Here is a 19,786-nt window from a genome sequence, read left to right on the forward strand (position 1 = left end):
GCGCCGCACGTGTCAGCCGCCCTTGGTGTACGTCAGGGACTTGCCGTCGTCGCTGTTCGTGCGGCGCAGCTCACCGCTGGGCAGGATCGTGATGACGCTGGGGGCGCCGGGCTCGCAGGTGGTGCCCGGGCCGACGGTGACCTGGGTGGCGCCGATGCGCAGCTGCCCGTCGGAGGCGGCGGTCAGGGTCCCCTGGAACACGCAGCGGTAGGTGCCGCCGCCCGCCAGCGGGCCCTCGGCGGTCATCGACAGGACGGTGTCGCCGACCTCGCCCTGCTGGAGGGTCAGGCGCCGGGTGCTCACCCCGGCGTCGCCGGTGACGGTGCCGTTCCAGGTGCCGAGGAACTTGTCCGGCACGGTGCCCTCGTCCTCGTCGTCGGACGGCTCGGGCGAGCCGGACGGCGTCGGCGAGGCGGGGCCCGAGGAGTCGGAGGGGGTGCCGGGCGTCTTCGGGCCGCCGCTGCTCCGGTTCTTGTCGTCGCCGCGCGCCTGCGGGTCCCCGTCGCCCTTCATCGCCGCGTACACGGCACCGCCCGCGCCAAGCGCCACGACGATCGCGACGGCCACGAGCAGCGCGGTGGAGCGGGCGCTGCGGCGCGGCGGGTCGAGCGGCGGCGGACCGTAGGGGGGCGTGCTTCCGTAGGGCTGCTGGGGGTGCGGGTAGCCGTAGGCGGGGGCGGGGGCGGCGTGCTGCGGATAGCCGTACGCGGGCCCGTGGCCGGGCGGGGGAGTCGGGGTCGGCGTGGGGGTGGGCATGGGCGCCGGGGGCATACCGCTGACCATGGTCGGCAGGCGGTCGAGGGGGGCCTGGCCCGGGGTGCCGGGCGGCGGCGGGGTGTCCGGGGGGCCGGTGGGCGGGGCCGGGGGTGCGGCGGGCAGGGCCGGGAGCCGCGCGCCTTCCGGGGCCTTCGGCGCTTCCGGGGCCTCCGGGGCTTCCGGGGCCTCCGGAGTGTCGGCCTCGGCGGTCGTCGTGCCCTCGGGGTCCTCGGCGTCCAGCAACCGCACCGCGTGGCGGCCGAGTTGCGCCACGAGCGCGGCGGGCAGCCACGGCTCGCGGGACTTGCCCTCGAAGACGGTGTCCTCGGCGCCGGTGCGGGCCAGGATGTCGTCCAGCGAGGGCCGCTCGCCGGGCTCCTTGGCCAGGCAGTCCCCGATGAGGTCGCGCAGCGACTCCGGGACCGGCTCCAGGTCGGGGTCCTCCTGCGCGATGCGGAACATCAGGGCGTGCACCCCGCTGTTGGCGGTGCCGAAGGGCAGCGCGCCGGTCGCCGCGTAGGCGAGCACGGACCCCAGGCAAAAGACGTCGCACGCCTCGGTGACGCGGTCGCCCCGCACCTGCTCGGGCGCCATGAACCCGGGAGACCCGACGAGCGCCCCGGTCCGGGTGAGGCCCCCGTCGGTGACGGTCTCCAGGGCCCTGGCTATCCCGAAGTCGATGACGCGCGGCCCGTCGATGGTGACCAGGACGTTGGACGGCTTGAGGTCGCGGTGGATGAGCCCGGCGGCGTGGATGTCCTTCAGGGCGCCCGCGAGTCCGGCGGCGAGGATCTTCACCGAGCGCTCGGGCAGCGGCCCGTGCTCGTGCGAGACGACGGCCTGGAGCGAGGGCCCGGCGACGTATCCGGTGGCGAGCCAGGGGATCGCGGCCTCGGTGTCCGCGTCGAGCACGGGCGCCGTCCAGGCCCCGCCGACGCGCCGGGCGGCGCCCACCTCCTGCCGGAAGCGGCCGCGGAACTCGTCCTGCGCGGCCAGTTCCTCGCGCACCAGCTTCACGGCGACGGTGCGCCCCCGGTCGGAGCGCGCCAGATACACCTGCCCCATGCCGCCCGCGCCGAGCCGCGCGAGCAGGCGGTAGGCGCCTATCCGCTGCGGATCCCCCGGGCCCAGTTTCTCCATGGCCATCGCGGCGCCGTCCTCCCCCAGTTCCAGCCACTTCCCCGGCGGCCACCGCGCGTGACCCACCGTGCAACAGACCGAGGAGTCTACGGACCGTCCACACGGCCCCCCGGCACCCCCGGCCCGTATAAGCCCACATCATGGGCGCGCCATCCGCAGCTGTCGACGCATTCTGTGACACATCCGTGAGACATCCACGGCCCGTACGACGGTGACGGCGCGGGTTCGGCCGAAATGTTCGAGTCAGCGGGCGCCCTCGCGCCCAGCACGGCCGCGCCCTGTCGCGTCTGGGGTCAGCCCAGGGCTTCGATCGCCCGCACGATCAGGGCGCGCGCTTCGGCTCCGTACACGGCCATGCCGCCCAGGCTCTCGAACGTCTTCGAGTAGAGAGCGATCTCCGACGGCTGCGTGACGTTCACCGCGGCGGACACCAGCTCCACGGACGCCAGGCCGTCGTCGTAGATGTGGAAGGTCTCCTCCGGCCACTGCGTGCGCTCGGCCGCCGCCATGGGGATGATGCCGAGCGACACGCTCGGCAGCGCGCCCACGGTCAGGAGGTGGCCGAGTTGGGCCGCCATCGCGTCCGCGTCCCCGATCCGGAAGCGCAGGACGGGCTCCTCGAGGAGGAACGCGAAGCGGTGCCCTGGTTCGTGGAGGACGCGGGAGCGGTCCATGCGGGCGCGTGCGGCCTCGGCGATGTCGTCGCCCGGGCGGTCGTGGAAGCGCGCCGCGATGGTGAGGACTCCGGCCGCGTAGCCCTCGGTCTGCAGCAGTCCGGGGACCACGGTGGAGGAGTACACGCGAAACCGCTCGGTCTCCTGGTAGAACCGCACCAGCCTGTCCTGGAGGTGCTTGAGCCCGCCGCGGACCTGGCGACGCCATTGCTTGTACATCGACTCGGCGTTGAGGGACTGGGCGATGAGGTCGCGCGCCTGGTCCTGGGCGCGGGTGGCCGCGCACCACTTCCTGATGTCGGTCGCGGTGGGCCCGGTGACGGCGTTCTCGATGCGGGAGGTCTTCGAGTAGTGCCAGCCGCACCGGCCTGCCAGCGCGACGACCGTCAGGCCCGCCTCCTTGCGCAGGTCACGCAGCCGTCCGGCGACGGTCTCGCGCGCGGCCTGGGCGGACGAGGAGGGGGAGACGGACATCGACTGGCCTACCGGTGCTCGCTGATCAGTGGAGTTCGTACTGGTCGTGGGGAACGGCGCGCGCCCACACGGCGTCGAAGGCCGCCGCGCACAGCTCGACCGCTGACGCGTCGTCGCAGAAGGACTGCCCCGCCCAGGCGCCGTCGCCGGTGAAGTGGTTCCAGCGGATCAGGCGGTCGTCGAACAGCCAGAAGTCGTTGCCGGGCAGGGCGATGTCCGAGGCGCGGCGGCGAGGCAGCCAGCGCACCCGCTCACCCGCGTGGATGTTGACGACAGTGCCGGCGTGCTCCCAGCGGATGTAGGGGGTGACCGGCTCGGACACGATGCGGGCGCGGCGCACGACCACGCCGCGGGCGACCGCGCCGGACATCAGGTCGACCCAGGGCGCCCAGTTCTCCGACGCCGGGTCGGTGTCGCGTCGGCCGGTGCGCCGCCAGGTGGCGAAGGCGTCGTCCTCTTCGCTGATGCCGTACTGGTCGCGCATCTCGAGGTGGACGGCCGAGCGCGTGCAGCCCTCGATGAGTTCAGCGAACGTCGGCTCGTTCGACGGCATCGCACGCCTCCCTGATCAGGGCTCTTGTCCTTCTCGGTGGCCGGGTCGATTCCGATGAACAGCAGCGGCACGGCAGCCTCCCTCCACGGGCTTTGTCACGCTTGGGGGCGCCCTCGTCGCGCGGCGACCGCGCCGGTGTAGGTCTCCCGGGTGAGGTCGTCGTCGGCGATGCCGAGTTCGGCGAGTACCGCTCGGATGTCCGTCAGGGCGGCGGTCACCTCGGTCTCGTCGACCAGCGTCTCCACTTCCAGGAACACTCCGTTGAGCTCGGGGACGCGCACGAGCGTCGCCAGCATCCGTCGGCCCCTGGCCTCGAACTCGTAGTTGCGGCACCGCTTCTCGAACGCGATGACCGCCACGTGGCCGAGGCCGCGCAGGAGCGCGTGTGTGGCTTCCGCGTCCTCGACGGTGGTCTCGTGCTCGGGCTTGGAGCCGGATTCCTCGTCGACCGCCGCGCCCTTGAACGTCAGTACCGTGCGGGTGTCGTCCGGGCCGTGCACGGTGCGTACCCGCAGTTCCTGGCCCGCTTTCTCCAGCGAACCGTCGGGGCGGTCGTAGTACGTGTCCTGGTACACGTCGATGCGGGCGGGTGCCCGCCGGTCCAGATCACCCATGACGGTGTCCGGCGCGCGTACCCGTGCCTTCAACTCGGCCTCGATCACTGGCCCTCCTTCACTCAGACGGTGCGCCGCGCGCTGTCGATGACCGCCTCGAACATCCTGTTGAACCCCCGGAAGAGCGGACCGTGCGGCGTCGCCGTCACCTTGTACGTCGCGGATTCGTGTCCTTCCCAGCCGCGGTCGAACGCCCCCACGAACATGAGGTTGTCGGCTCGGATGAGGCGCCAGGTCGGCAGCGTGCTGTACCGCCAGACACTGATGTCGCAGGTGTCCGCCAGCTCCCGCAGCCGCGCCTCGGTGAGCCGGACCCCGGATGCGAGTGACTCGGCGGACTCGCCGATCTCGGCCGCCCGCCGCGCCAGAGAGGCGCTGTCGGGATCGAGCAGCGCTACGCGCAGTCGCAGCCCTTCGCCGTCCTGATCACGCGGCAGGCAGGCCCGCAGGAGGCTGTCGTTCAGCCCGATCAGGCCGAGGCCGCGCACGGCCAGGACGTCCAGTTCCGCAGCCTGGCGGGCCTGCTGCCTGATCTCTTCAGCCGCTGAGTTCTGCGCCGCGTAGACGCGCACGACTTCCGGGAACGCGGCCAGGTCGAAGGCGGCGCCCCCGCGATACGCGCTTGGCTGGCGCCCGCGTACCGCTGCACGCAACGGAACACGGCGCCCATGTCACGCGCCCTGAGGGCCTCCCGTACCTCCGCACGCTCCCATGCCCAGTCCGGTAACCCGACAGGCCCCAACGCAGTCGGCATGGCACTCCTCGTCACTCACAACGAGATGGAAAGTCATCCCACGGTGAGATTACCGGCAGGGGATCGAGACACCACTCTGCGTCACAAGATCCTGGTCCGACCATCAAGGCCCCGGGGCGGCCCTCCGACCCGCCCCGGGGTGTGGCCGACCGGCAAGGAGTCGACATGGCCGAGAGCACGACCACCCCCGCAGCCGTCGCCTGGCTCGTGGCGGCGGAGGCCGACGTGCGCGGGGCGCTCGCCGCGTGGGACCGCGGCGACCTCGCGCCGGTGCCCGTCGGGGCCGCCTGGGACGTGGTGCGGCTGTCGCGCCGCGCGGGCTGGCGGGCCGTCCGCCGCCTCCGCGCCGAGGGCTCCCGCCTCGGGCCCGTGCTGCACACCGCGACACACCTCGAGGTCCTCGTCCCCCGCGGGGCCGCGAGGTGCTGGCACGCGCCCCTGACCACCACGCTCAGCCGCGGCGACGTCATCGCCGCCCCGGACCCCGGCGTCGTCGCCCCGCTCACCGTGCGCACCCGCTCCTGGATCGTCGCCCCCACCGCCCCGCCCACCCTCACCGACCCGGCCGCGCTGCTGGCGGCGTACTCCACCGCGCGGGAGGGCGTGACCCCGTGACCGGCCCCGAGCGCGATGACCGCCGGTGGGCGGAACCGTACGCGGCCTACCGGCACCACCTCGCCACCTGCCCCCACAGGCACTTCGGCATCCTGGCCGACTGCCCAGAAGGGGCCCGCCTGCGCCGCGCGGGGGCCGGTGGACCGGGGGACTACGAACCCGCCCGGCTCCACGTGAGGGGGCGCGCCCGTGGGTGAAGTGACGCCGTTGGCCCTGCTGTTCGCCGTGCCGGAGGCAAGCACCCTGGCTCCGCCGCAGCGAGCGGGCGGCGCGTGCGTCTGGTGTGCGGGCGAGCTGAGGCCCGGTGCAGGGATCGACCTCGGCGGTAGCGGCGGCTGGCGGCCGCACGGCTGCGTGTCGTGCTGCGAGAGCCAGAACCGGGCCCTGGCGACGTACCTCGACTGGTACGACCACGGCATCGGATGCGAGCGCTGCCCGCTCGGCCCGTGCGCGCGGGCCCGTGACCTGCGGCAGGAGCACCTCGCGGCGCGGCGGACGGCGCGGTGGCGGCCGTTGCGGTGCGGGAGCTGCCGGTCCGCGATCGCGCCCGGCGCGGCGGTGCGCCCGCACCTGTGGCGGGGGATGAGCGGGCCCGTCCTCGACTACCTGCACGCGCGCTCATGCCCCGCCGACGGCGAGTCCTAGCCTTCGCCCCCAGCCTCCAACTGCGCCAGCACCTCCGAAAGCCGCTCCAGCGCCGCCGCCGTGCGGGCGAACTCCTCCTCGCCCAGGGCGGCTTGGAGGCGGGCGGCGAGGGCCGCGTGGCCGGGGTCGATGCGGGTGACGGCGGCGCGGCCCGCGTCCGTGGGGCGCAGGAGCTTGGCGCGGCGATGGGCCGGGTTCGGGGCGTACGCGGCGAGCCCGTCGCGCACCAGCAGGTCGGCCACGCGCTGCACGCTCTGCCGGGTGATGCCCATGGCGCGGGCGATCTGGGCCACGGACAGCGGCTCGCGCAGGACCGCGCCGAGCACCTGCCACCACGCCGCGGTGAGCCCGGCGGGCCGGGCCAGCTCCTCGGAGACCGCGAGGAACTGGCCGTTGAGCCGGAAGACACCGAGCGCGGTACGGCTGAGCAGGTCCTGGGCGGCGCGGTCGCCGGGCGTCGGCGTCGGCGCGCTCACGCGTTCAGCGTCTCGTACGCGGCCGGGTCCGAGTCGTGGAAGAGCCGGTACCAGGCGTCGAGCTTCTCGCCCTCGAACGCGCCCATGCGCTTGAGGACTTCGCGGGCGAACGCGACGGGCTCGGTGGGCCCGGCCGTGATCAGGTCGCCGTCGGTGACGGCGTCGGTCTCCACGTACCGGTCCGCGCCCTGGTAGCCGGTCGCCGCCAAGTAGAAGGAGACGGCGCTGGTGTGGGCGCGGTCGTCGAGCAGGCCCTCGCGGGCGAGGCCCGCCGTGGCGCCGCAGATCGCGGCGACGGGCACGCCCGCGTCGAGGAAGGACCGGGCGGCGCGGGCGAACGGTGCGAGGGTGTCGCCGGTGTCCCAGAGGTCGGCGCCGGGCAGGATCAGCAGCTCGCTGTCCTCGGGCCGCAGCGCGTCGAGCGTCAGGTCGGGCTGGACGCGCACGCCGCCGACGGTGGTGACCGGCTCCGCGGTCACGGCGACGGTGCGGACGGTGTGACCGGTGCGGGCGAGGAACGCGGTGGCGTACCCGGTCTCCCAGTCGGCGAGCGTGTCGTAGACGGCGAGGTGAACGGCCTTGCTCGGGACGGCCTTGTTCGGGACGGTCTCGCTCGGGACGGCCTTGCTCATGGTGACCTCCAGTGCCGGACTCCCGTGCCCGGGCCCGCGCCCGAGTGGGTATGTAAGTATGCTGTCATTATGACAGAGTGCTGTCAATGGGAGGCCTCTTCTCGGCCACACTGGAAGTTCGCTTCCGGTAGCCGGAACCTTCCGGGTCACGCCGCGAGTTCGTACGGAGGAGCCGTGAGATCCCGGAAGAACAGCGTGAGCACAACAACCCGACGCGCACGTCGCCACCGGTCGCACACCCCCGGTAAGGAGCCTGTGTGAACCCCTCCGTACGCGCCCTCAGCCGCGCCGCGCTCGCCGCGCACCCGCTGTCGCTCGACGAGCTCAACTCCCGCGCGGAGCTGCTCGCCCGGTACGACCACAGCTATCTGGTCCCCGTCGAGATCTTCGAGGACTTCGCGGCGCTGCTCACCGACCCGCGCCGGCGCGCGGGCCCGTTCCGCGCCCTGAGCATCGGCGGCCGCCGCAGCTTCGGCTACCGCTCGACGTACTACGACACCCCGGGCCTGCGCACCTTCCACGACCACCGCCAGGGCCGCGGGCCGCGCTACCGCATCCGCGAGCGGCTCTACCAGGACAGCGGGGAGCGGCAGTTCGAGATCAAGCTGAAGACCGGGCGCGGCGAGACCGTCAAGCACCGCCAGCGCCTGGACGGCGAGGCGCACCCCCTCGACGACGCCCGGCGCGGCTTCCTCGCCGGGGTGCTGCGCGGCTCGTACGGCGTCGAGGCGCCCGAGGCGCTGCGGCCCTCGCTGGTCACCGACTACCGCCGGGCCACGTTCGTGGCGGACGGCCAGCGGGTCACGTGCGACGCCGCGCTCGTGGTGCGGGACCTGGAGACGGGCCGCACGGCCGCCGCCGACAGCGGACTCGTCCTCGTCGAGACGAAGACGCGCGGCAGGCTCACGGAGGCGGACCGCGTGCTGCGCCGGTACGGACTGCGGGCGGCGGAGTTCACCAAGTACTGCGGCGGATTCGCCGCCGTGCGCCCGGAGCTGGGCGCCAACCGGTGGGCGGGGGCGGTACGGGTGGCGTTCCCGCGCGCGGGAAGCCGAGCGTGACCCGGCAGCCCGCCCCGACACACTGTCGCGTAAACCGCCGCGCGCCAGACACCCCGCCCATGTCAGGCCCACATTCCGGACACCTACCCTCACCCCCATGAGCCCCAAGACCCCGCAGACCCCGCAGACCCCGCAGACCCCCCAGGCCAACCCCCAGCTCGGCGCGGCGGTCGCCGCCGCGGACCGCGCGCACGTCTTCCACTCCTGGTCCGCCCAGGAGCTGATCACGCCCCTCGCGGTGGCCGGCGCCGACGGCTCGTACTTCTGGGACTACGAGGGCAACCGCTACCTCGACTTCACCAGCGGCCTCGTCTTCACGAACATCGGCTACCAGCACCCCAAGGTCGTCGCCGCGATCCAGGAGCAGGCCGCGACCCTGGCCACGTTCGCCCCGGCGTTCGCGGTGGAGGCCCGCTCGGAGGCGGCGCGCCTGATCGCCGAGCGCACCCCCGGCGACCTCGACAAGATCTTCTTCACCAACGGCGGCGCCGAGGCCGTGGAGAACGCCACCCGCATGGCCCGGCTGCACACGGGCCGCCCCAAGGTGCTCTCCGCGTACCGCTCGTACCACGGGGCCACCGCCGCGGCGATCAACCTGACTGGCGACCCGCGCCGCTGGCCGTCCGACACCGCGTCGGCGGGCGTCGTGCACTTCTGGGCGCCGTTCCTCTACCGCTCCCCGTTCTACTCCGAGAACGAGACGCAGGAGTGCGAGCGCGCCCTGACGCACCTGGAGGACACCATCGCCTTCGAGGGGCCCGGCACCATCGCCGCGGTCATCCTGGAGACGGTCCCGGGCACGGCCGGGATCATGCCGCCGCCGCCCGGCTACCTCGCGGGCGTCCGCGAGCTGTGCGACCGGCACGGCATCGTGCTCATCCTCGACGAGGTCATGGCGGGCTTCGGCCGCACCGGCAAGTGGTTCGCGGTGGACCACCACGAGGGCGTCGTACCGGACCTGCTGACCTTCGCCAAGGGCGTGAACTCCGGATACGTGCCGCTCGGCGGCGTCGCCATCTCCGGCGCCATCGCCGAGACCTTCGCCCGCAGGCCCTACCCGGGCGGGCTCACCTACTCCGGGCACCCGCTGGCCTGCGCCGCCGCCGTCGCGACGATCAACGTCATGGAGGACGAGGGCGTCGTGGAGAACGCGGCCCGCGTCGGCGAGGACGTCATCGGACCCGGCCTGCGCGCGCTCGCCGAGCGCCACCCGAGCGTGGGCGAGGTGCGCGGCCTCGGCATGTTCTGGGCCCTCGAGCTCGTACGGGACCGGGAGACCCGGGAGCCGCTGGTGCCCTACAACGCGTCGGGGGAGGCGAACGCGCCCATGGCCGCCTTCGCCGCGGCCGCCAAGGCGGGCGGCCTGTGGCCGTTCGTGAACATGAACCGCACCCACGTCGTGCCGCCGTGCACGATCACGGAGGCCGAGGCCAAGGCGGGCCTCGCGGCCCTGGACCACGCCCTGGACGCCGCCGACGCGCACACCGTGTAGGGGGCCGGACGCGGAGCGCCCTTCCCGCTGTGGAGGGCTGTGCCCACCGAAGCCGCCGGGCAACCGGCCCCGCGGGCCCGCAACCCCGACCGCGTAGTCTGACGTGCTCATAAGCGACAGCGAACCGAGCGCGACCACGCAGGGGGACCGACCATGCCCGGAGCCGACGGCCCCGCCGTCATCCGCAGCACCCTGCGGCAGCAGATCGCCGACGCGCTGCGCGACGAGATCCTCGCGGGCCGTCTCGTGCCGGGCCAGGAGTTCACGGTCAAGGAGATCGCCGACCAGTACGGCGTCTCCGCGACCCCCGTCCGCGAGGCCCTGGTGAACCTGTCCGCCCAGGGCCTCCTGGACTCCGTGCAGCACCGCGGCTACCGCGTGCACGAGCACTCGCTGGCCGACTACCGGGGCATGGTCCGGGCCCGCGGCCTGATAGCGGACGGCATCTTCCGCGAGCTGGCCCTGACGGCGGACCGCCACCCCGCGCCGCCGAAGGGCTTCGGCGCGGTGCGCCGCCGCGGCGAGGAGGCGGCGCGCGCGGCCACCGCGGGCGACCTCACCGTCCTCATCGGCTACGACCTGCGCTTCTGGCGCGAGCTGAGCGCCCTGTTCGGCAACCCCTACCTCGCGGACTTCCTGCACCGCCTGCGCGTGCAGTCCTGGGTGTGCGCGGTCCCGCACCTGCGCCGCGAGGCGGAGGGCGGCGGCGCACTGCGGGGGCTGCTGTGGTCGCGGCACACCGACCTCGTGGACGCGCTCGCGCGCCGCGACGCGATCGGCGCGCACGCCATCGTCGCCGAGTACAACGCGCACTCCCTTGAGCTGATCGAGTCCCTCGCGGCCAAGGGCGCGGCGGCCGGAAGCGGCCGGGTGCCCGAGTGACCGCCGTCGACCTCAGCGTCGTCGTCCCCGCCTTCAACGAGGAGGGCCGCCTCGGCCCCACCCTGGAGGCGGTCCGCGCCTACCTCGACGCGGCCCCCGAGCCCGCGTCCTGGGAGCTGATCGTCGTCGACGACGGGTCCACGGACCGCACGGCCGAGATCGCCGCCGAGGCCGCGGCGGCCGACCCCCGCATCCAGCTCGTCCGCTGCGGCAGCAACCAAGGCAAGGGCCACGCCCTGCGCCAGGGCGTCCTCGCCTCGTACGGCCGCCGCGTCCTGGTGACGGACGCCGACCTGGCCGCTCCCATCGAGGAGCTGGAGGTCCTGGAGAAGGCGCTCGCCGAAGGGAACGCGGCGGCGGTCGGCTCCCGGGCGCGGCCCGGCGCCACCATCGACGTGCACCAGCACCGGCTGCGCGAACTGCTCGGCCGGGGCGGGAACTTCCTGATACGCGCGGTCGCCGTCCCCGGGATCCGCGACACGCAGTGCGGGTTCAAGCTGTTCGACGGCGACCGGGCCCGCGCCGCCTTCGCCGCCTCCCGCCTGCGCGGCTGGGGCATCGACGTGGAGATCCTGCACCACTTCAAGGCCCAGGGCTGGCCGGTCGCCGAGGTGCCGGTGAAGTGGTCGCACCAGGAGGGCTCGAAGGTGCGGCCCACGGACTACGCCCGTGTCCTCGCCGAGCTGACGGCCCTCAAGGCCCGCGCGGTGCACCGCGCGGACGTCCTCGTCGCGCTGCTCTTCCTGGTCTGCTCCGTCGCCCTGTACGCGCGCCGCTGGATCGCCCCGGACGACCGCTATCTGCCGGACGCCCTCCAGGACCAGAACCAGTGGGAGTGGTTCTTCCAGGTCACCGCCCACAACGTCAGACACCTCGACAACCCGCTGTTCACCACCTTCCAGAACGCCCCGGACGGCGTGAACCTCATGGCCAACACGGTCATGCTCGGCCTCTCCGTCCCGCTCGCGCCCGTGACCTGGGTGTTCGGCCCCGCCGTCAGCCTGAACGTGGCGATGACACTGGGGCTCACCGCGACGGCGACCGCCTGGTACTGGCTGCTGCGCCGGCGTCTCGTACGCCACCGGGGCGCCGCCGCGCTCGGCGCGGCCCTCGCCACCTTCGCGCCCCCGATGATCAGCCACGCGCACGCGCACCCGAACTTCATCGTCCTGTTCATGATCCCGCTGATCGTGGACCGGGCGCTGCGCCTGTGCGAGGGCCGTCATGTCGTACGGGACGGGGTGGTCCTCGGCCTGTTCGCCACGTACCAGATCTTCCTCGGCGAGGAGCCCTTGCTGCTCGCGGCGATGGGGATGCTGCTGTTCACGGTCGCGTACGCGCTGGTGCGCCGGGACGTGGCGCGGGCCGCCTGGCGGCCGCTGGCCCGTGGCATCGGCGTCGGGCTCGCCGTCTGTCTGCCCCTGGTCGCCTTCCCCCTGTGGTGGCAGTTCTTCGGGCCGCAGAGCTACAAGAGCGTCCTGCACGGCGACAACGCGGGCAACAGCCCGCTCGCCCTCCTGTCGTTCGCCGAGCGCTCCCTCGCGGGCGACGCGGAGCGGGCCGCGTCCCTGTCGATGAACCCCACCGAGCAGAACGCGTTCTACGGCTGGCCGCTCGCCGTCCTCGCCCTGGTGATCGTGGTGTGGCTGTGGCGGCGGCCGGTGGTGAAGGCCCTCGCGTTCACGGCCCTCGCGGCGGCGCTGCTCTCCCTGGGGCCGAAGGTCCGGATTCCGCTGACGGACGTCGTCCTGCCGGGGCCGTGGCGGCTCCTCGCGAAGCGGCCGCTGTTCGAGTCGGTCATCGAGGGCCGCGTCGCCATGGTCTGCGCGCCGGTGCTCGGCATGCTCCTCGCCCTCGCCGTCGACCGGCTCCTGTCCGAGGCGCCGCCGCGCCGCGCTCCCGGTTGGGCGACGCGCGGCCGCGCGCCGCTCGCCGTGCGGTACGGGGGCCTCGCGGCCGTCGCGCTCGCCGTGCTGCCGATCGTGCCGCTGCCCCTGAAGGCCGTGGACCGCATCGAGGTCCCCGCGTTCATCGCCGACGGGACCTGGCGGGGTTACGTCGACACCGCCGCCGGGGAGACCCTCGTGCCGGTGCCGCTGCCCGACCCGGGCTACGCGGAGGCGCTGCACTGGCAGACCGTCGCGGGTCTCGGCTTCCGGCTTCCCGGCGGGTACTTCAACGGGCCCTGGGGCCCCGACCGCGTCGGCATCTACGGCGCCCCGCCCCGCAACACCACCAACCTGCTGCGGGACATCCGCGGCACCGGCCGCGCGGTCAGCGCCACCGACGACTGGCGGCGGGCCGTCCGCGAGGACCTGCGGTACTGGAACGCGGGCGTCCTCGTCCTCGCCCCGCAGCCCGCCGCCGACGCGCTGCGCTCCACGCTCGACGATCTTCTTGGACAGCGTGGAAAGTGGGTAGACGGGGTGTGGATCTGGGATGTGCAAGGGGGATCCTGACCGGCCCGGGTGCCACTACGCTGCCGGAACAACACGCACGGTAGCGGCGTCCGCGCCGCTCGTCCGACGTCCTACGTCCTGACCCGAGGAGCCCTTCTTGGCCTGCGACTTGTGGCTCGTCCCGCTCGTCGACGTGCTGTGCCACAGCCCCGACAACCCGTTCGCGGAGGAACTCGCCGCCTACGACAAGGCGCTGACGGAGGCGGGCCTGCCGACCGTGCCCGTCTACGCGTACATGCCGGGCCTGTCCGGCGACGTGGCACCGGTCGCGGGCTTCGACTACGACGCGCTGCATTTCCTGCGGCGGGCCTATCTGCTGCGCGTCTGCGGCCTCGAGGTCACGCCCGTCGACGAGCTCGGCGGGGACTACGAGCAGCTCCTGGAGATGTTCGACGCGACGGCCCAGCGGTCGCACCTGGTGTGGCACTACGACCACGCGGGGGCTTACGTGCCCGTGGACTTCCCGGCGCCGCTCGCCAACGACGAGCTGCTCGCCGGGGGCGGGCCGCTCGGCTCCTCCCAGGCCCTGCTGCGGGAGCTGGAGTTCGTGGCGCCGTCCATCGGGATAGACCCCGCGAACCCGCCCCTCGCGCCGGCCGCGCCCCAGGCCCCGACGGCCCTGGAGGAACCGGCCCCGCCGGCACCCCACGACCCGAGCCCGTTCGCCCGCGAGCGCCATGTCTGGCTGGGCCTCCACGCGGCCACGACCCGCAGCCTCGCCCAAGGCTCAATGATCATCTACAGCTGAGTCCGTGCCCGCCGCTACCGCGGCGGGATGCTTCCCACCCACCCACCCGTTCACCCCCAGGCGTCGAAACGACGCCCTCGACGCGCAGCGCTGCGGGCGCGTCGTCAGCCGCCCTCCCGCTGCGGGCAGCGGGCCCGCCCAGGGCCGGGGGGCGCTGTCACCTGCCGCCCCCCCCGCTGTGGGCAGCTGGTCCGCCCAGAGGGCGGAACGGGTGGGCACAGCGCCGAAGCCGCCGGGTGACAGGCGAAGCAGAGGGCTGGCAAGGGCCGCCGGGACACCGGCAGCGCGCGGCCGCCGGGACACCGGCAGCGCGCGGCCGCCGGGACACCGGCAGCGCGCGGCCGCCGGGGCACACCGGCAACGCCAAGCCAGGCGCAGCCTCAGCGCGGCTCCGGTGGCCGCTGCCGGGGCATGTTGGGGCGCGCCCCAGGGGGAAGCGGAAGCCGCCCGGGGGCGCCGCCGGGCTCGCGGGGGCCGGGGGTGCCCCCGGCCCCGCCGCCCACCTGCATGGCCAGCGGCGCGGACCCGGCGCGGAACTCCACCATCCAGTCCACGGTCTCCGCCCGCACCAGCTCCGTCACGTCCTCGCAGAACCTCCGCAGCACCCCAAGACACCGCTCCGTCGCCTCACTGGCCGTCCCCTCCGCGGGCCCGAGCACCTCCCGCACGCTCTCCGACGCCCAGTCGAACTGCAGCACCTGCAACCGCCGCTGCACGGCCTGCGCGGTGGCCACGTCCCGCATCCACCCGGACGTGAACCCGAAGTACCGGTCGCACCCCACGCACGCGACCCCGGCGAGCAGCGAAACGAATCCCCACGTGGACACGCCGCCCAGGGTCCCCGCCAGGTCGAGCAGCGGCAGCGCCGCCGCCCCCACGGCCCCGGCCACCGCGCCGCCGCGAAGGAGCCGGGCCCCGAGCCGCTTGCGGACGCGGTCGCGCAGGTACCACGCGACGGTCTCCAGGGCGCCCCGCTCGACCCACTGGTACAGCTCGTCGAGGCGCGCGGCGGGCTCCCCCCAGTCGCCCATGGGGAACACCCGCCCGCCGAGGTCACCCCCCAGGCGGCCACCCGCGTCACCCGGCGCACCCGGCGCCCCCGCCCCTTGCCCCTCGTGGGGCACGCCCTCAGGCTGCATCTCCGGCTGGTGGTGGCTCACCCGGCACTCCTCGGCTTCTCCGCATAAGTGACGCGACGTAATGGACGGTGCCTCTGCGCGAGGACCAGTCCTACCGCCCAATGGGTGGCCATGCCGCCGTTTTCGCGGCTTTTCCGCCCGGAAGGGTCGCTTGATCAGGTATAGGAAAGCGGCACATCTCACCCGAAAGAGTGCAGCCGGGAGTGCCGGAGCGCGTGCACCCCCGACCACGTAGGCTCGTGCACACAGACGAAACCGACCCCTATACCGACACCAGGAGCTGATCGTGATCCCCGGTGGTGGACAGCCCAACATGCAGCAGCTGCTCCAGCAGGCCCAGAAGATGCAGCAGGACCTCGCGAAGGCACAGGAGGAGCTGGCGCGCACCGAGGTCGACGGACAGGCGGGCGGCGGTCTCGTCAAGGCGACGGTCACCGGCTCCGGCGAGCTGCGCGCCCTCGTGATCGACCCGAAGGCGGTCGACCCGGAGGACACCGAGACGCTCGCGGACCTGGTCGTGGCGGCCGTGCACGCGGCGAACGAGAACGCCCAGGCGCTCCAGCAGCAGAAGCTCGGCCCGCTCGCGCAGGGTCTGGGCGGCGGCGGCATCCCCGGTCTTCCGTTCTAGCCGGTCGTTACCTTCTAAGTCGGCCGACGGCCAACTACGGTACGCATCAAAGCCCCCTGAACCCCGAAGACTGAAGATCCGGCTGGAAAGGCAATCCGTTGTACGAAGGCGTGGTCCAGGACCTCATCGACGAGCTGGGCAGGCTGCCCGGCGTCGGTCCCAAGAGCGCGCAGCGGATCGCCTTCCACATCCTCCAGACGGAGCCCACGGACGTGCGGCGGCTCGCGCACGCGCTCCTGGAGGTGAAGGACAAGGTCCGCTTCTGCGCGACGTGCGGGAACGTGGCGCAGGAGGAGCTCTGCAACATCTGCCGCGACGCCCGCCGCGACCCCTCGGTCATCTGCGTGGTCGAGGAGCCGAAGGACGTCGTGGCGATCGAGCGGACCCGAGAGTTCCGGGGCCGTTACCACGTGCTCGGCGGCGCGATCAGCCCCATCGAGGGCGTCGGCCCCGACGACCTGCGGATACGGGAACTCCTCGCGCGCCTGGCCGATGGCACGGTCACCGAGCTGATCCTGGCCACGGACCCGAACCTGGAGGGCGAGGCCACGGCGACGTACCTCGCGCGCATGATCAAGCCGATGGGCCTGAAGGTCACCCGCCTGGCCAGCGGACTCCCTGTCGGGGGAGATCTGGAATACGCGGACGAGGTCACCCTGGGCCGCGCTTTCGAGGGGAGACGACTCCTAGATGTCTAAGTCACCTGAGGCACCCAACCCCAAGCTGCTGCACGCCGTGACGCAGGACCCGGACGACTTCGCGGTCCAGATCTCCGACCAGATCGAGAGCTTCATCGTCGCGGTCACGGAGGTCGCCCGGGGCACCGAGCCGGACTCGGCGGTGCCCTTCCTCCTCCTCGAGGTCTCCCAGCTGCTCCTCGCGGGCGGCCGCCTCGGCGCGCACGAGGACATCGTCCCCGACGAGCGCTACGAGCCGGACCTCGGCCCGGAGGGCGACGTGGACGAGCTCCGCGAGCGCCTGGCCGCCCTCCTGGACCCGATCGACGTCTACTCCGAGGTCTTCGACCCCTACGAGCCGCGCAAGGCCCCGGTCGCCTGCCGGATCTCCGACGACCTGGCCGACGTCGTCACCGACCTCCGCCACGGCCTGGCCCACTACCGCGAGGGCCGCACCACCGAAGCCCTGTGGTGGTGGCAGTTCTCGTACTTCTCCAACTGGGGCGCCACGGCGTCGGCGTCCCTGCGCGCCCTGCAGTCCCTGGTCGCCCACGTCCGGCTGAACCAGCCCCTGGAGGACCTCGACGGCCTGGACACCGACGAGGACCTCACGGACGACACCCTGGAAGAGGTCGCGGGCAAGGTCATGGCCGAGGAGATCGCGGGCCCGCTGGGCCTGCGCCCGGTGCAGTAGCCCGCGCCCCCGCCCGCCCGTACGCGCCCGGCCTTCGCCCCTGACCGTGTGACCCACCCCACTTTCCGGAGTGTCCCGCTCCTCAGCGGGCAGAGGAGCCCCGGAGCGGCCGAAGGCCAGGGTGCCGCGCGGTGATCACTTCGTGAGCGGGACATCTCATGATGCGATACACCCGGGGCGAAATTCGGCCGCTCGTTAGACTGAGCCGACCGCCGGAGTGCGGGAAGAAACTTCACTGAGCGAGGAGCGCACGTGGGCCTTGTCGTGCAGAAGTACGGAGGCTCCTCCGTAGCCGATGCCGAGGGCATCAAGCGGGTCGCCAAGCGCATCGTCGACGCCAAGAAGAACGGCCACCAGGTGGTCGTCGTGGTGTCGGCGATGGGGGACACGACGGATGAGTTGATCGATCTTGCCGGGCAGGTGTCGCCGATCCCCGCCGGGCGGGAATTCGACATGCTGCTGACCGCCGGAGAGCGGATCTCCATGGCCCTGCTGGCCATGGCGATCAAAAACCTGGGCCACGAGGCCCAGTCGTTCACCGGCAGCCAGGCCGGTGTCATCACCGACTCGGTCCACAACAAGGCCCGGATCATCGACGTCACGCCGGGGCGGATCAGGACCGCGCTCGACGAGGGCAACATCGCCATCGTCGCCGGTTTCCAGGGTGTGAGCCAGGACAAGAAGGACATCACGACCCTGGGTCGTGGCGGCTCCGACACCACCGCCGTCGCCCTCGCCGCCGCGCTCGACGCGGAGGTCTGCGAGATCTACACGGACGTGGACGGCGTCTTCACCGCCGACCCGCGCGTCGTGAAGAAGGCCCGGAAGATCGACTGGATCAGCTTCGGCGACATGCTGGAGCTGGCCAGCTCCGGGTCCAAGGTGCTGCTCCACCGCTGTGTGGAGTACGCGCGCCGCTACAACATCCCGATCCACGTGCGGTCCTCCTTCAGCGGACTGCAGGGCACGTGGGTCAGCAACGAACCGCAAGGGGACCGCAAGGTGGAGCAGGCGATCATCTCTGGTGTCGCGCACGACACGTCCGAGGCCAAGATCACGGTCGTGGGCGTGCCGGACAAGCCGGGCGAGGCCGCCGCGATCTTCCGCGCCGTCGCCGACGCCGAGATCAACCTCGACATGATCGTCCAGAACGTGTCGGCCGCCGCCACGGGCCTGACCGACATCTCCTTCACGCTGCCCAAGGCCGAGGGCCGCAAGGCCATCGACGCCCTGGAGAAGACGAAGGCGACCGTCGGCTTCGACTCCCTGCGCTACGACGACCAGATCGCGAAGATCTCCCTGGTCGGCGCGGGCATGAAGACCAACCCCGGCGTCACCGCCACGTTCTTCGAGGCGCTGACGGACGCGGGCGTGAACATCGAGCTGATCTCGACGTCCGAGATCCGCATCTCGGTGGTCACCCGCTCCGAGGACGTCAACGAGGCCGTGCGCGCCGTGCACACCGCCTTCGGCCTCGACTCCGACACCGACGAGGCCGTGGTCTATGGAGGCACCGGGCGATGAGCCGCAAGCCGACGCTCGCGGTCGTCGGGGCGACCGGGGCCGTCGGCTCGGTGATGCTCCAGATCCTGTCGCAGCACGCCGACATCTGGGGCGAGATCAGGCTCGTCGCCTCCCCGCGCTCGGCCGGCCGCAAGCTGGCCGTGCGCGGGGAGCAGACCGAGGTCCTCGCGCTGAGCGAGGACGTCTTCGACGGCGTCGACGTCGCCATGTTCGACGTGCCGGACGAGGTGGCGGCCCAGTGGGCGCCCATCGCCGCCTCGCGGGGCGTCGTCGTGGTCGACAACTCTGCCGCCTTCCGGATGGACCCGGACGTCCCGCTCGTCGTCCCCGAGGTCAATCCGCACGCCGCGCGCGTCCGTCCGCGCGGCATCGTCGCCAACCCGAACTGCACCACCCTCTCGATGATCGTGGCCATCGGCGCGCTGCACGCCGAGTTCGGCCTGCGCGAGCTGGTCGTCTCCTCGTACCAGGCCGTGAGCGGGGCCGGGCGCGACGGCGTGGACACGCTGCGGCGCCAGACCCGCCTCGTCGCGGGCACGGAGCTCGGCACGACACCGGGCGACCTGCGGCGGGCCGTCGGCGACGACACCGGGCCCTTCCCGGAGCCCGTCGCCCTGAACGTGGTGCCGTGGGTGGGGTCCGTACGGGACGACGGCTACTCCTCGGAGGAGATGAAGATCCGGGACGAGTCCCGGAAGATCCTCGACCTGCCGGGCCTGAAGGTCGCGGTCACCTGTGTGCGGGTCCCCGTCGTCACGACGCACTCGCTGACCGTCCACGCCCGCTTCGAGGACGAGGTGACCGTCGCCCGCGCCCGCGAGATCCTCGCCACCGCGCCCGGCGTCGTCCTCTTCGACGACCCGGCCGCCGGGGAGTTCCCCACGCCCGCCGACGCGGTGGGCACCGACCCGACCTGGGTCGGGCGGCTGCGCCGTGCCCTCGACGACCCGGCCGCGCTCGAACTCTTCGTCTGTGGCGACAACTTGCGCAAGGGCGCGGCACTGAACACCACGCAGATCGCGGAGTTGGTCGCGGGGGAGTTCCCGGGCGCCTGAGCGGAGGGCCTTGGCGGGGGCCTGGAGAGATGCCTGAGCGGGGTCTGGGCGGGTGCCGGTAGTGGCTCCCGAAGCGGAGTGCGCTGTAGGAACT

The 19,786-nt window shown here is 73.0% G+C and carries 20 protein-coding genes; 12 read left to right on the forward strand and 8 right to left on the reverse strand.

Translation table 11 applies throughout. The features are described 5' to 3' along the window. Nucleotides 1–12 precede the first annotated feature (12 nt). The 5 genes from AC07A4_RS31680 to AC07A4_RS31700 form a co-directional block, all read right to left on the reverse strand. Nucleotides 13–1,896, reverse strand: a complete 1,884-nt coding sequence (locus AC07A4_RS31680) for a serine/threonine-protein kinase (RefSeq protein WP_478605684.1) — start codon at nt 1,894–1,896, stop codon at nt 13–15. A 293-nt stretch (nt 1,897–2,189) separates the two neighbouring features. Next, complete coding sequence (locus AC07A4_RS31685; protein WP_478605262.1) at nt 2,190–3,044, reverse strand: helix-turn-helix domain-containing protein; 855 nt, start codon at nt 3,042–3,044, stop codon at nt 2,190–2,192. Nucleotides 3,045–3,069: 25 nt separating this feature from the next. Beyond that, nucleotides 3,070–3,597, reverse strand: a complete 528-nt coding sequence (locus AC07A4_RS31690) for a DUF6879 family protein (protein ID WP_478605265.1) — start codon at nt 3,595–3,597, stop codon at nt 3,070–3,072. 95 nt (nt 3,598–3,692) lie between these two features. Continuing rightward, nucleotides 3,693–4,259, reverse strand: a complete 567-nt coding sequence (gene cyaB, locus AC07A4_RS31695; RefSeq protein WP_478605267.1) for a class IV adenylate cyclase — start codon at nt 4,257–4,259, stop codon at nt 3,693–3,695. Between the two features lie 14 nt (nt 4,260–4,273). Continuing rightward, the gene (locus AC07A4_RS31700; protein ID WP_478605270.1) at nt 4,274–4,864 is read right to left on the reverse strand and encodes a hypothetical protein; all 591 of its coding nucleotides are present in this window, start codon (nt 4,862–4,864) and stop codon (nt 4,274–4,276) included. Nucleotides 4,865–5,130: 266 nt separating this feature from the next. Here AC07A4_RS31700 and AC07A4_RS31705 point away from each other — a divergent pair, with 266 nt between their 5' ends. Together AC07A4_RS31705 and AC07A4_RS31710 are read left to right on the forward strand one after the other, a co-directional pair. After that, on the forward strand, nt 5,131–5,580 hold the full coding sequence (locus AC07A4_RS31705; RefSeq protein WP_478605272.1) for a hypothetical protein: 450 nt from the start codon (nt 5,131–5,133) through the stop codon (nt 5,578–5,580). 189 nt (nt 5,581–5,769) lie between these two features. Further along, a complete protein-coding gene (locus AC07A4_RS31710; protein WP_478605275.1) occupies nt 5,770–6,225 on the forward strand; it encodes a hypothetical protein in 456 nt (151 codons plus the stop codon). Here AC07A4_RS31710 and AC07A4_RS31715 read toward each other — a convergent pair. Both AC07A4_RS31715 and AC07A4_RS31720 read right to left on the reverse strand, forming a co-directional pair. Next, the gene (locus AC07A4_RS31715; protein ID WP_478605278.1) at nt 6,222–6,701 is read right to left on the reverse strand and encodes a MarR family winged helix-turn-helix transcriptional regulator; all 480 of its coding nucleotides are present in this window, start codon (nt 6,699–6,701) and stop codon (nt 6,222–6,224) included. The genes AC07A4_RS31710 and AC07A4_RS31715 overlap by 4 nt on opposite strands. Beyond that, on the reverse strand, nt 6,698–7,333 hold the full coding sequence (locus AC07A4_RS31720) for a DJ-1/PfpI family protein (protein ID WP_478605281.1): 636 nt from the start codon (nt 7,331–7,333) through the stop codon (nt 6,698–6,700). Before AC07A4_RS31720 ends, AC07A4_RS31715 begins: the two co-directional genes overlap by 4 nt. Nucleotides 7,334–7,590: 257 nt before the next feature. Between AC07A4_RS31720 and AC07A4_RS31725 the strand changes: the two genes are divergently transcribed. From AC07A4_RS31725 to AC07A4_RS31745, 5 genes are all read left to right on the forward strand, one after another. After that, nucleotides 7,591–8,394, forward strand: coding sequence for a polyphosphate polymerase domain-containing protein (locus AC07A4_RS31725; RefSeq protein WP_478605283.1), 804 nt, complete (start codon nt 7,591–7,593; stop codon nt 8,392–8,394). A 97-nt stretch (nt 8,395–8,491) separates the two neighbouring features. Beyond that, the gene (locus AC07A4_RS31730; protein ID WP_478605287.1) at nt 8,492–9,886 is read left to right on the forward strand and encodes an aminotransferase class III-fold pyridoxal phosphate-dependent enzyme; all 1,395 of its coding nucleotides are present in this window, start codon (nt 8,492–8,494) and stop codon (nt 9,884–9,886) included. Between the two features lie 153 nt (nt 9,887–10,039). Next, nucleotides 10,040–10,768, forward strand: a complete 729-nt coding sequence (locus AC07A4_RS31735) for a GntR family transcriptional regulator (protein ID WP_478605289.1) — start codon at nt 10,040–10,042, stop codon at nt 10,766–10,768. Next, the gene (locus tag AC07A4_RS31740; RefSeq protein WP_478605292.1) at nt 10,765–13,227 is read left to right on the forward strand and encodes a dolichyl-phosphate beta-glucosyltransferase; all 2,463 of its coding nucleotides are present in this window, start codon (nt 10,765–10,767) and stop codon (nt 13,225–13,227) included. Before AC07A4_RS31735 ends, AC07A4_RS31740 begins: the two co-directional genes overlap by 4 nt. A 97-nt stretch (nt 13,228–13,324) precedes the next feature. Further along, complete coding sequence (locus AC07A4_RS31745; RefSeq protein ID WP_478605295.1) at nt 13,325–13,975, forward strand: hypothetical protein; 651 nt, start codon at nt 13,325–13,327, stop codon at nt 13,973–13,975. A gap of 380 nt (nt 13,976–14,355) precedes the next feature. Here the strand turns inward: AC07A4_RS31745 and AC07A4_RS31750 are convergent, their stop codons facing one another. Next, entirely contained in the window at nt 14,356–15,114 is a 759-nt protein-coding gene (locus AC07A4_RS31750; protein WP_478605687.1) for an SLATT domain-containing protein, read from the reverse strand. 286 nt (nt 15,115–15,400) lie between these two features. Here AC07A4_RS31750 and AC07A4_RS31755 point away from each other — a divergent pair, with 286 nt between their 5' ends. The 5 genes from AC07A4_RS31755 (at nt 15,401) to AC07A4_RS31775 (ending at nt 19,692) form a co-directional block, all read left to right on the forward strand. After that, a complete protein-coding gene (locus tag AC07A4_RS31755; RefSeq protein ID WP_190137920.1) occupies nt 15,401–15,742 on the forward strand; it encodes a YbaB/EbfC family nucleoid-associated protein in 342 nt (113 codons plus the stop codon). Between the two features lie 98 nt (nt 15,743–15,840). Beyond that, a complete protein-coding gene (recR, locus tag AC07A4_RS31760) occupies nt 15,841–16,440 on the forward strand; it encodes a recombination mediator RecR (RefSeq protein ID WP_478605298.1) in 600 nt (199 codons plus the stop codon). Beyond that, nucleotides 16,433–17,113: a DUF5063 domain-containing protein gene (locus AC07A4_RS31765; RefSeq protein WP_478605300.1), complete on the forward strand. Its 681-nt coding sequence runs from the start codon at nt 16,433–16,435 to the stop codon at nt 17,111–17,113. The genes recR and AC07A4_RS31765 overlap by 8 nt, the downstream gene beginning before the upstream one ends. 252 nt (nt 17,114–17,365) lie before the next feature. Beyond that, the gene (locus AC07A4_RS31770; RefSeq protein ID WP_478605302.1) at nt 17,366–18,637 is read left to right on the forward strand and encodes an aspartate kinase; all 1,272 of its coding nucleotides are present in this window, start codon (nt 17,366–17,368) and stop codon (nt 18,635–18,637) included. Then, on the forward strand, nt 18,634–19,692 hold the full coding sequence (locus AC07A4_RS31775) for an aspartate-semialdehyde dehydrogenase (protein ID WP_478605305.1): 1,059 nt from the start codon (nt 18,634–18,636) through the stop codon (nt 19,690–19,692). Before AC07A4_RS31770 ends, AC07A4_RS31775 begins: the two co-directional genes overlap by 4 nt. The last annotated feature ends 94 nt before the right edge of the window (nt 19,693–19,786 follow it).

This window comes from Streptomyces sp. NPDC043996, assembly GCF_056435225.1.

Bases quoted from the DNA above. Each gene is read 5' to 3' on its own strand.
- AC07A4_RS31680 (WP_478605684.1), bottom strand. From the start codon at position 1,896: ATGGAGAAACTGGGCCCGGGGGATCCGCAGCGGATAGGCGCCTACCGC.
- AC07A4_RS31685 (WP_478605262.1), bottom strand. From the start codon at position 3,044: ATGTCCGTCTCCCCCTCCTCGTCCGCCCAGGCCGCGCGCGAGACCGTC.
- AC07A4_RS31690 (WP_478605265.1), bottom strand. From the start codon at position 3,597: ATGCCGTCGAACGAGCCGACGTTCGCTGAACTCATCGAGGGCTGCACG.
- AC07A4_RS31705 (WP_478605272.1), top strand. From the start codon at position 5,131: ATGGCCGAGAGCACGACCACCCCCGCAGCCGTCGCCTGGCTCGTGGCG.
- AC07A4_RS31720 (WP_478605281.1), bottom strand. From the start codon at position 7,333: ATGAGCAAGGCCGTCCCGAGCGAGACCGTCCCGAACAAGGCCGTCCCG.
- AC07A4_RS31730 (WP_478605287.1), top strand. From the start codon at position 8,492: ATGAGCCCCAAGACCCCGCAGACCCCGCAGACCCCGCAGACCCCCCAG.
- AC07A4_RS31735 (WP_478605289.1), top strand. From the start codon at position 10,040: ATGCCCGGAGCCGACGGCCCCGCCGTCATCCGCAGCACCCTGCGGCAG.
- AC07A4_RS31750 (WP_478605687.1), bottom strand. From the start codon at position 15,114: ATGCAGCCTGAGGGCGTGCCCCACGAGGGGCAAGGGGCGGGGGCGCCG.
- AC07A4_RS31765 (WP_478605300.1), top strand. From the start codon at position 16,433: ATGTCTAAGTCACCTGAGGCACCCAACCCCAAGCTGCTGCACGCCGTG.
- AC07A4_RS31775 (WP_478605305.1), top strand. From the start codon at position 18,634: ATGAGCCGCAAGCCGACGCTCGCGGTCGTCGGGGCGACCGGGGCCGTC.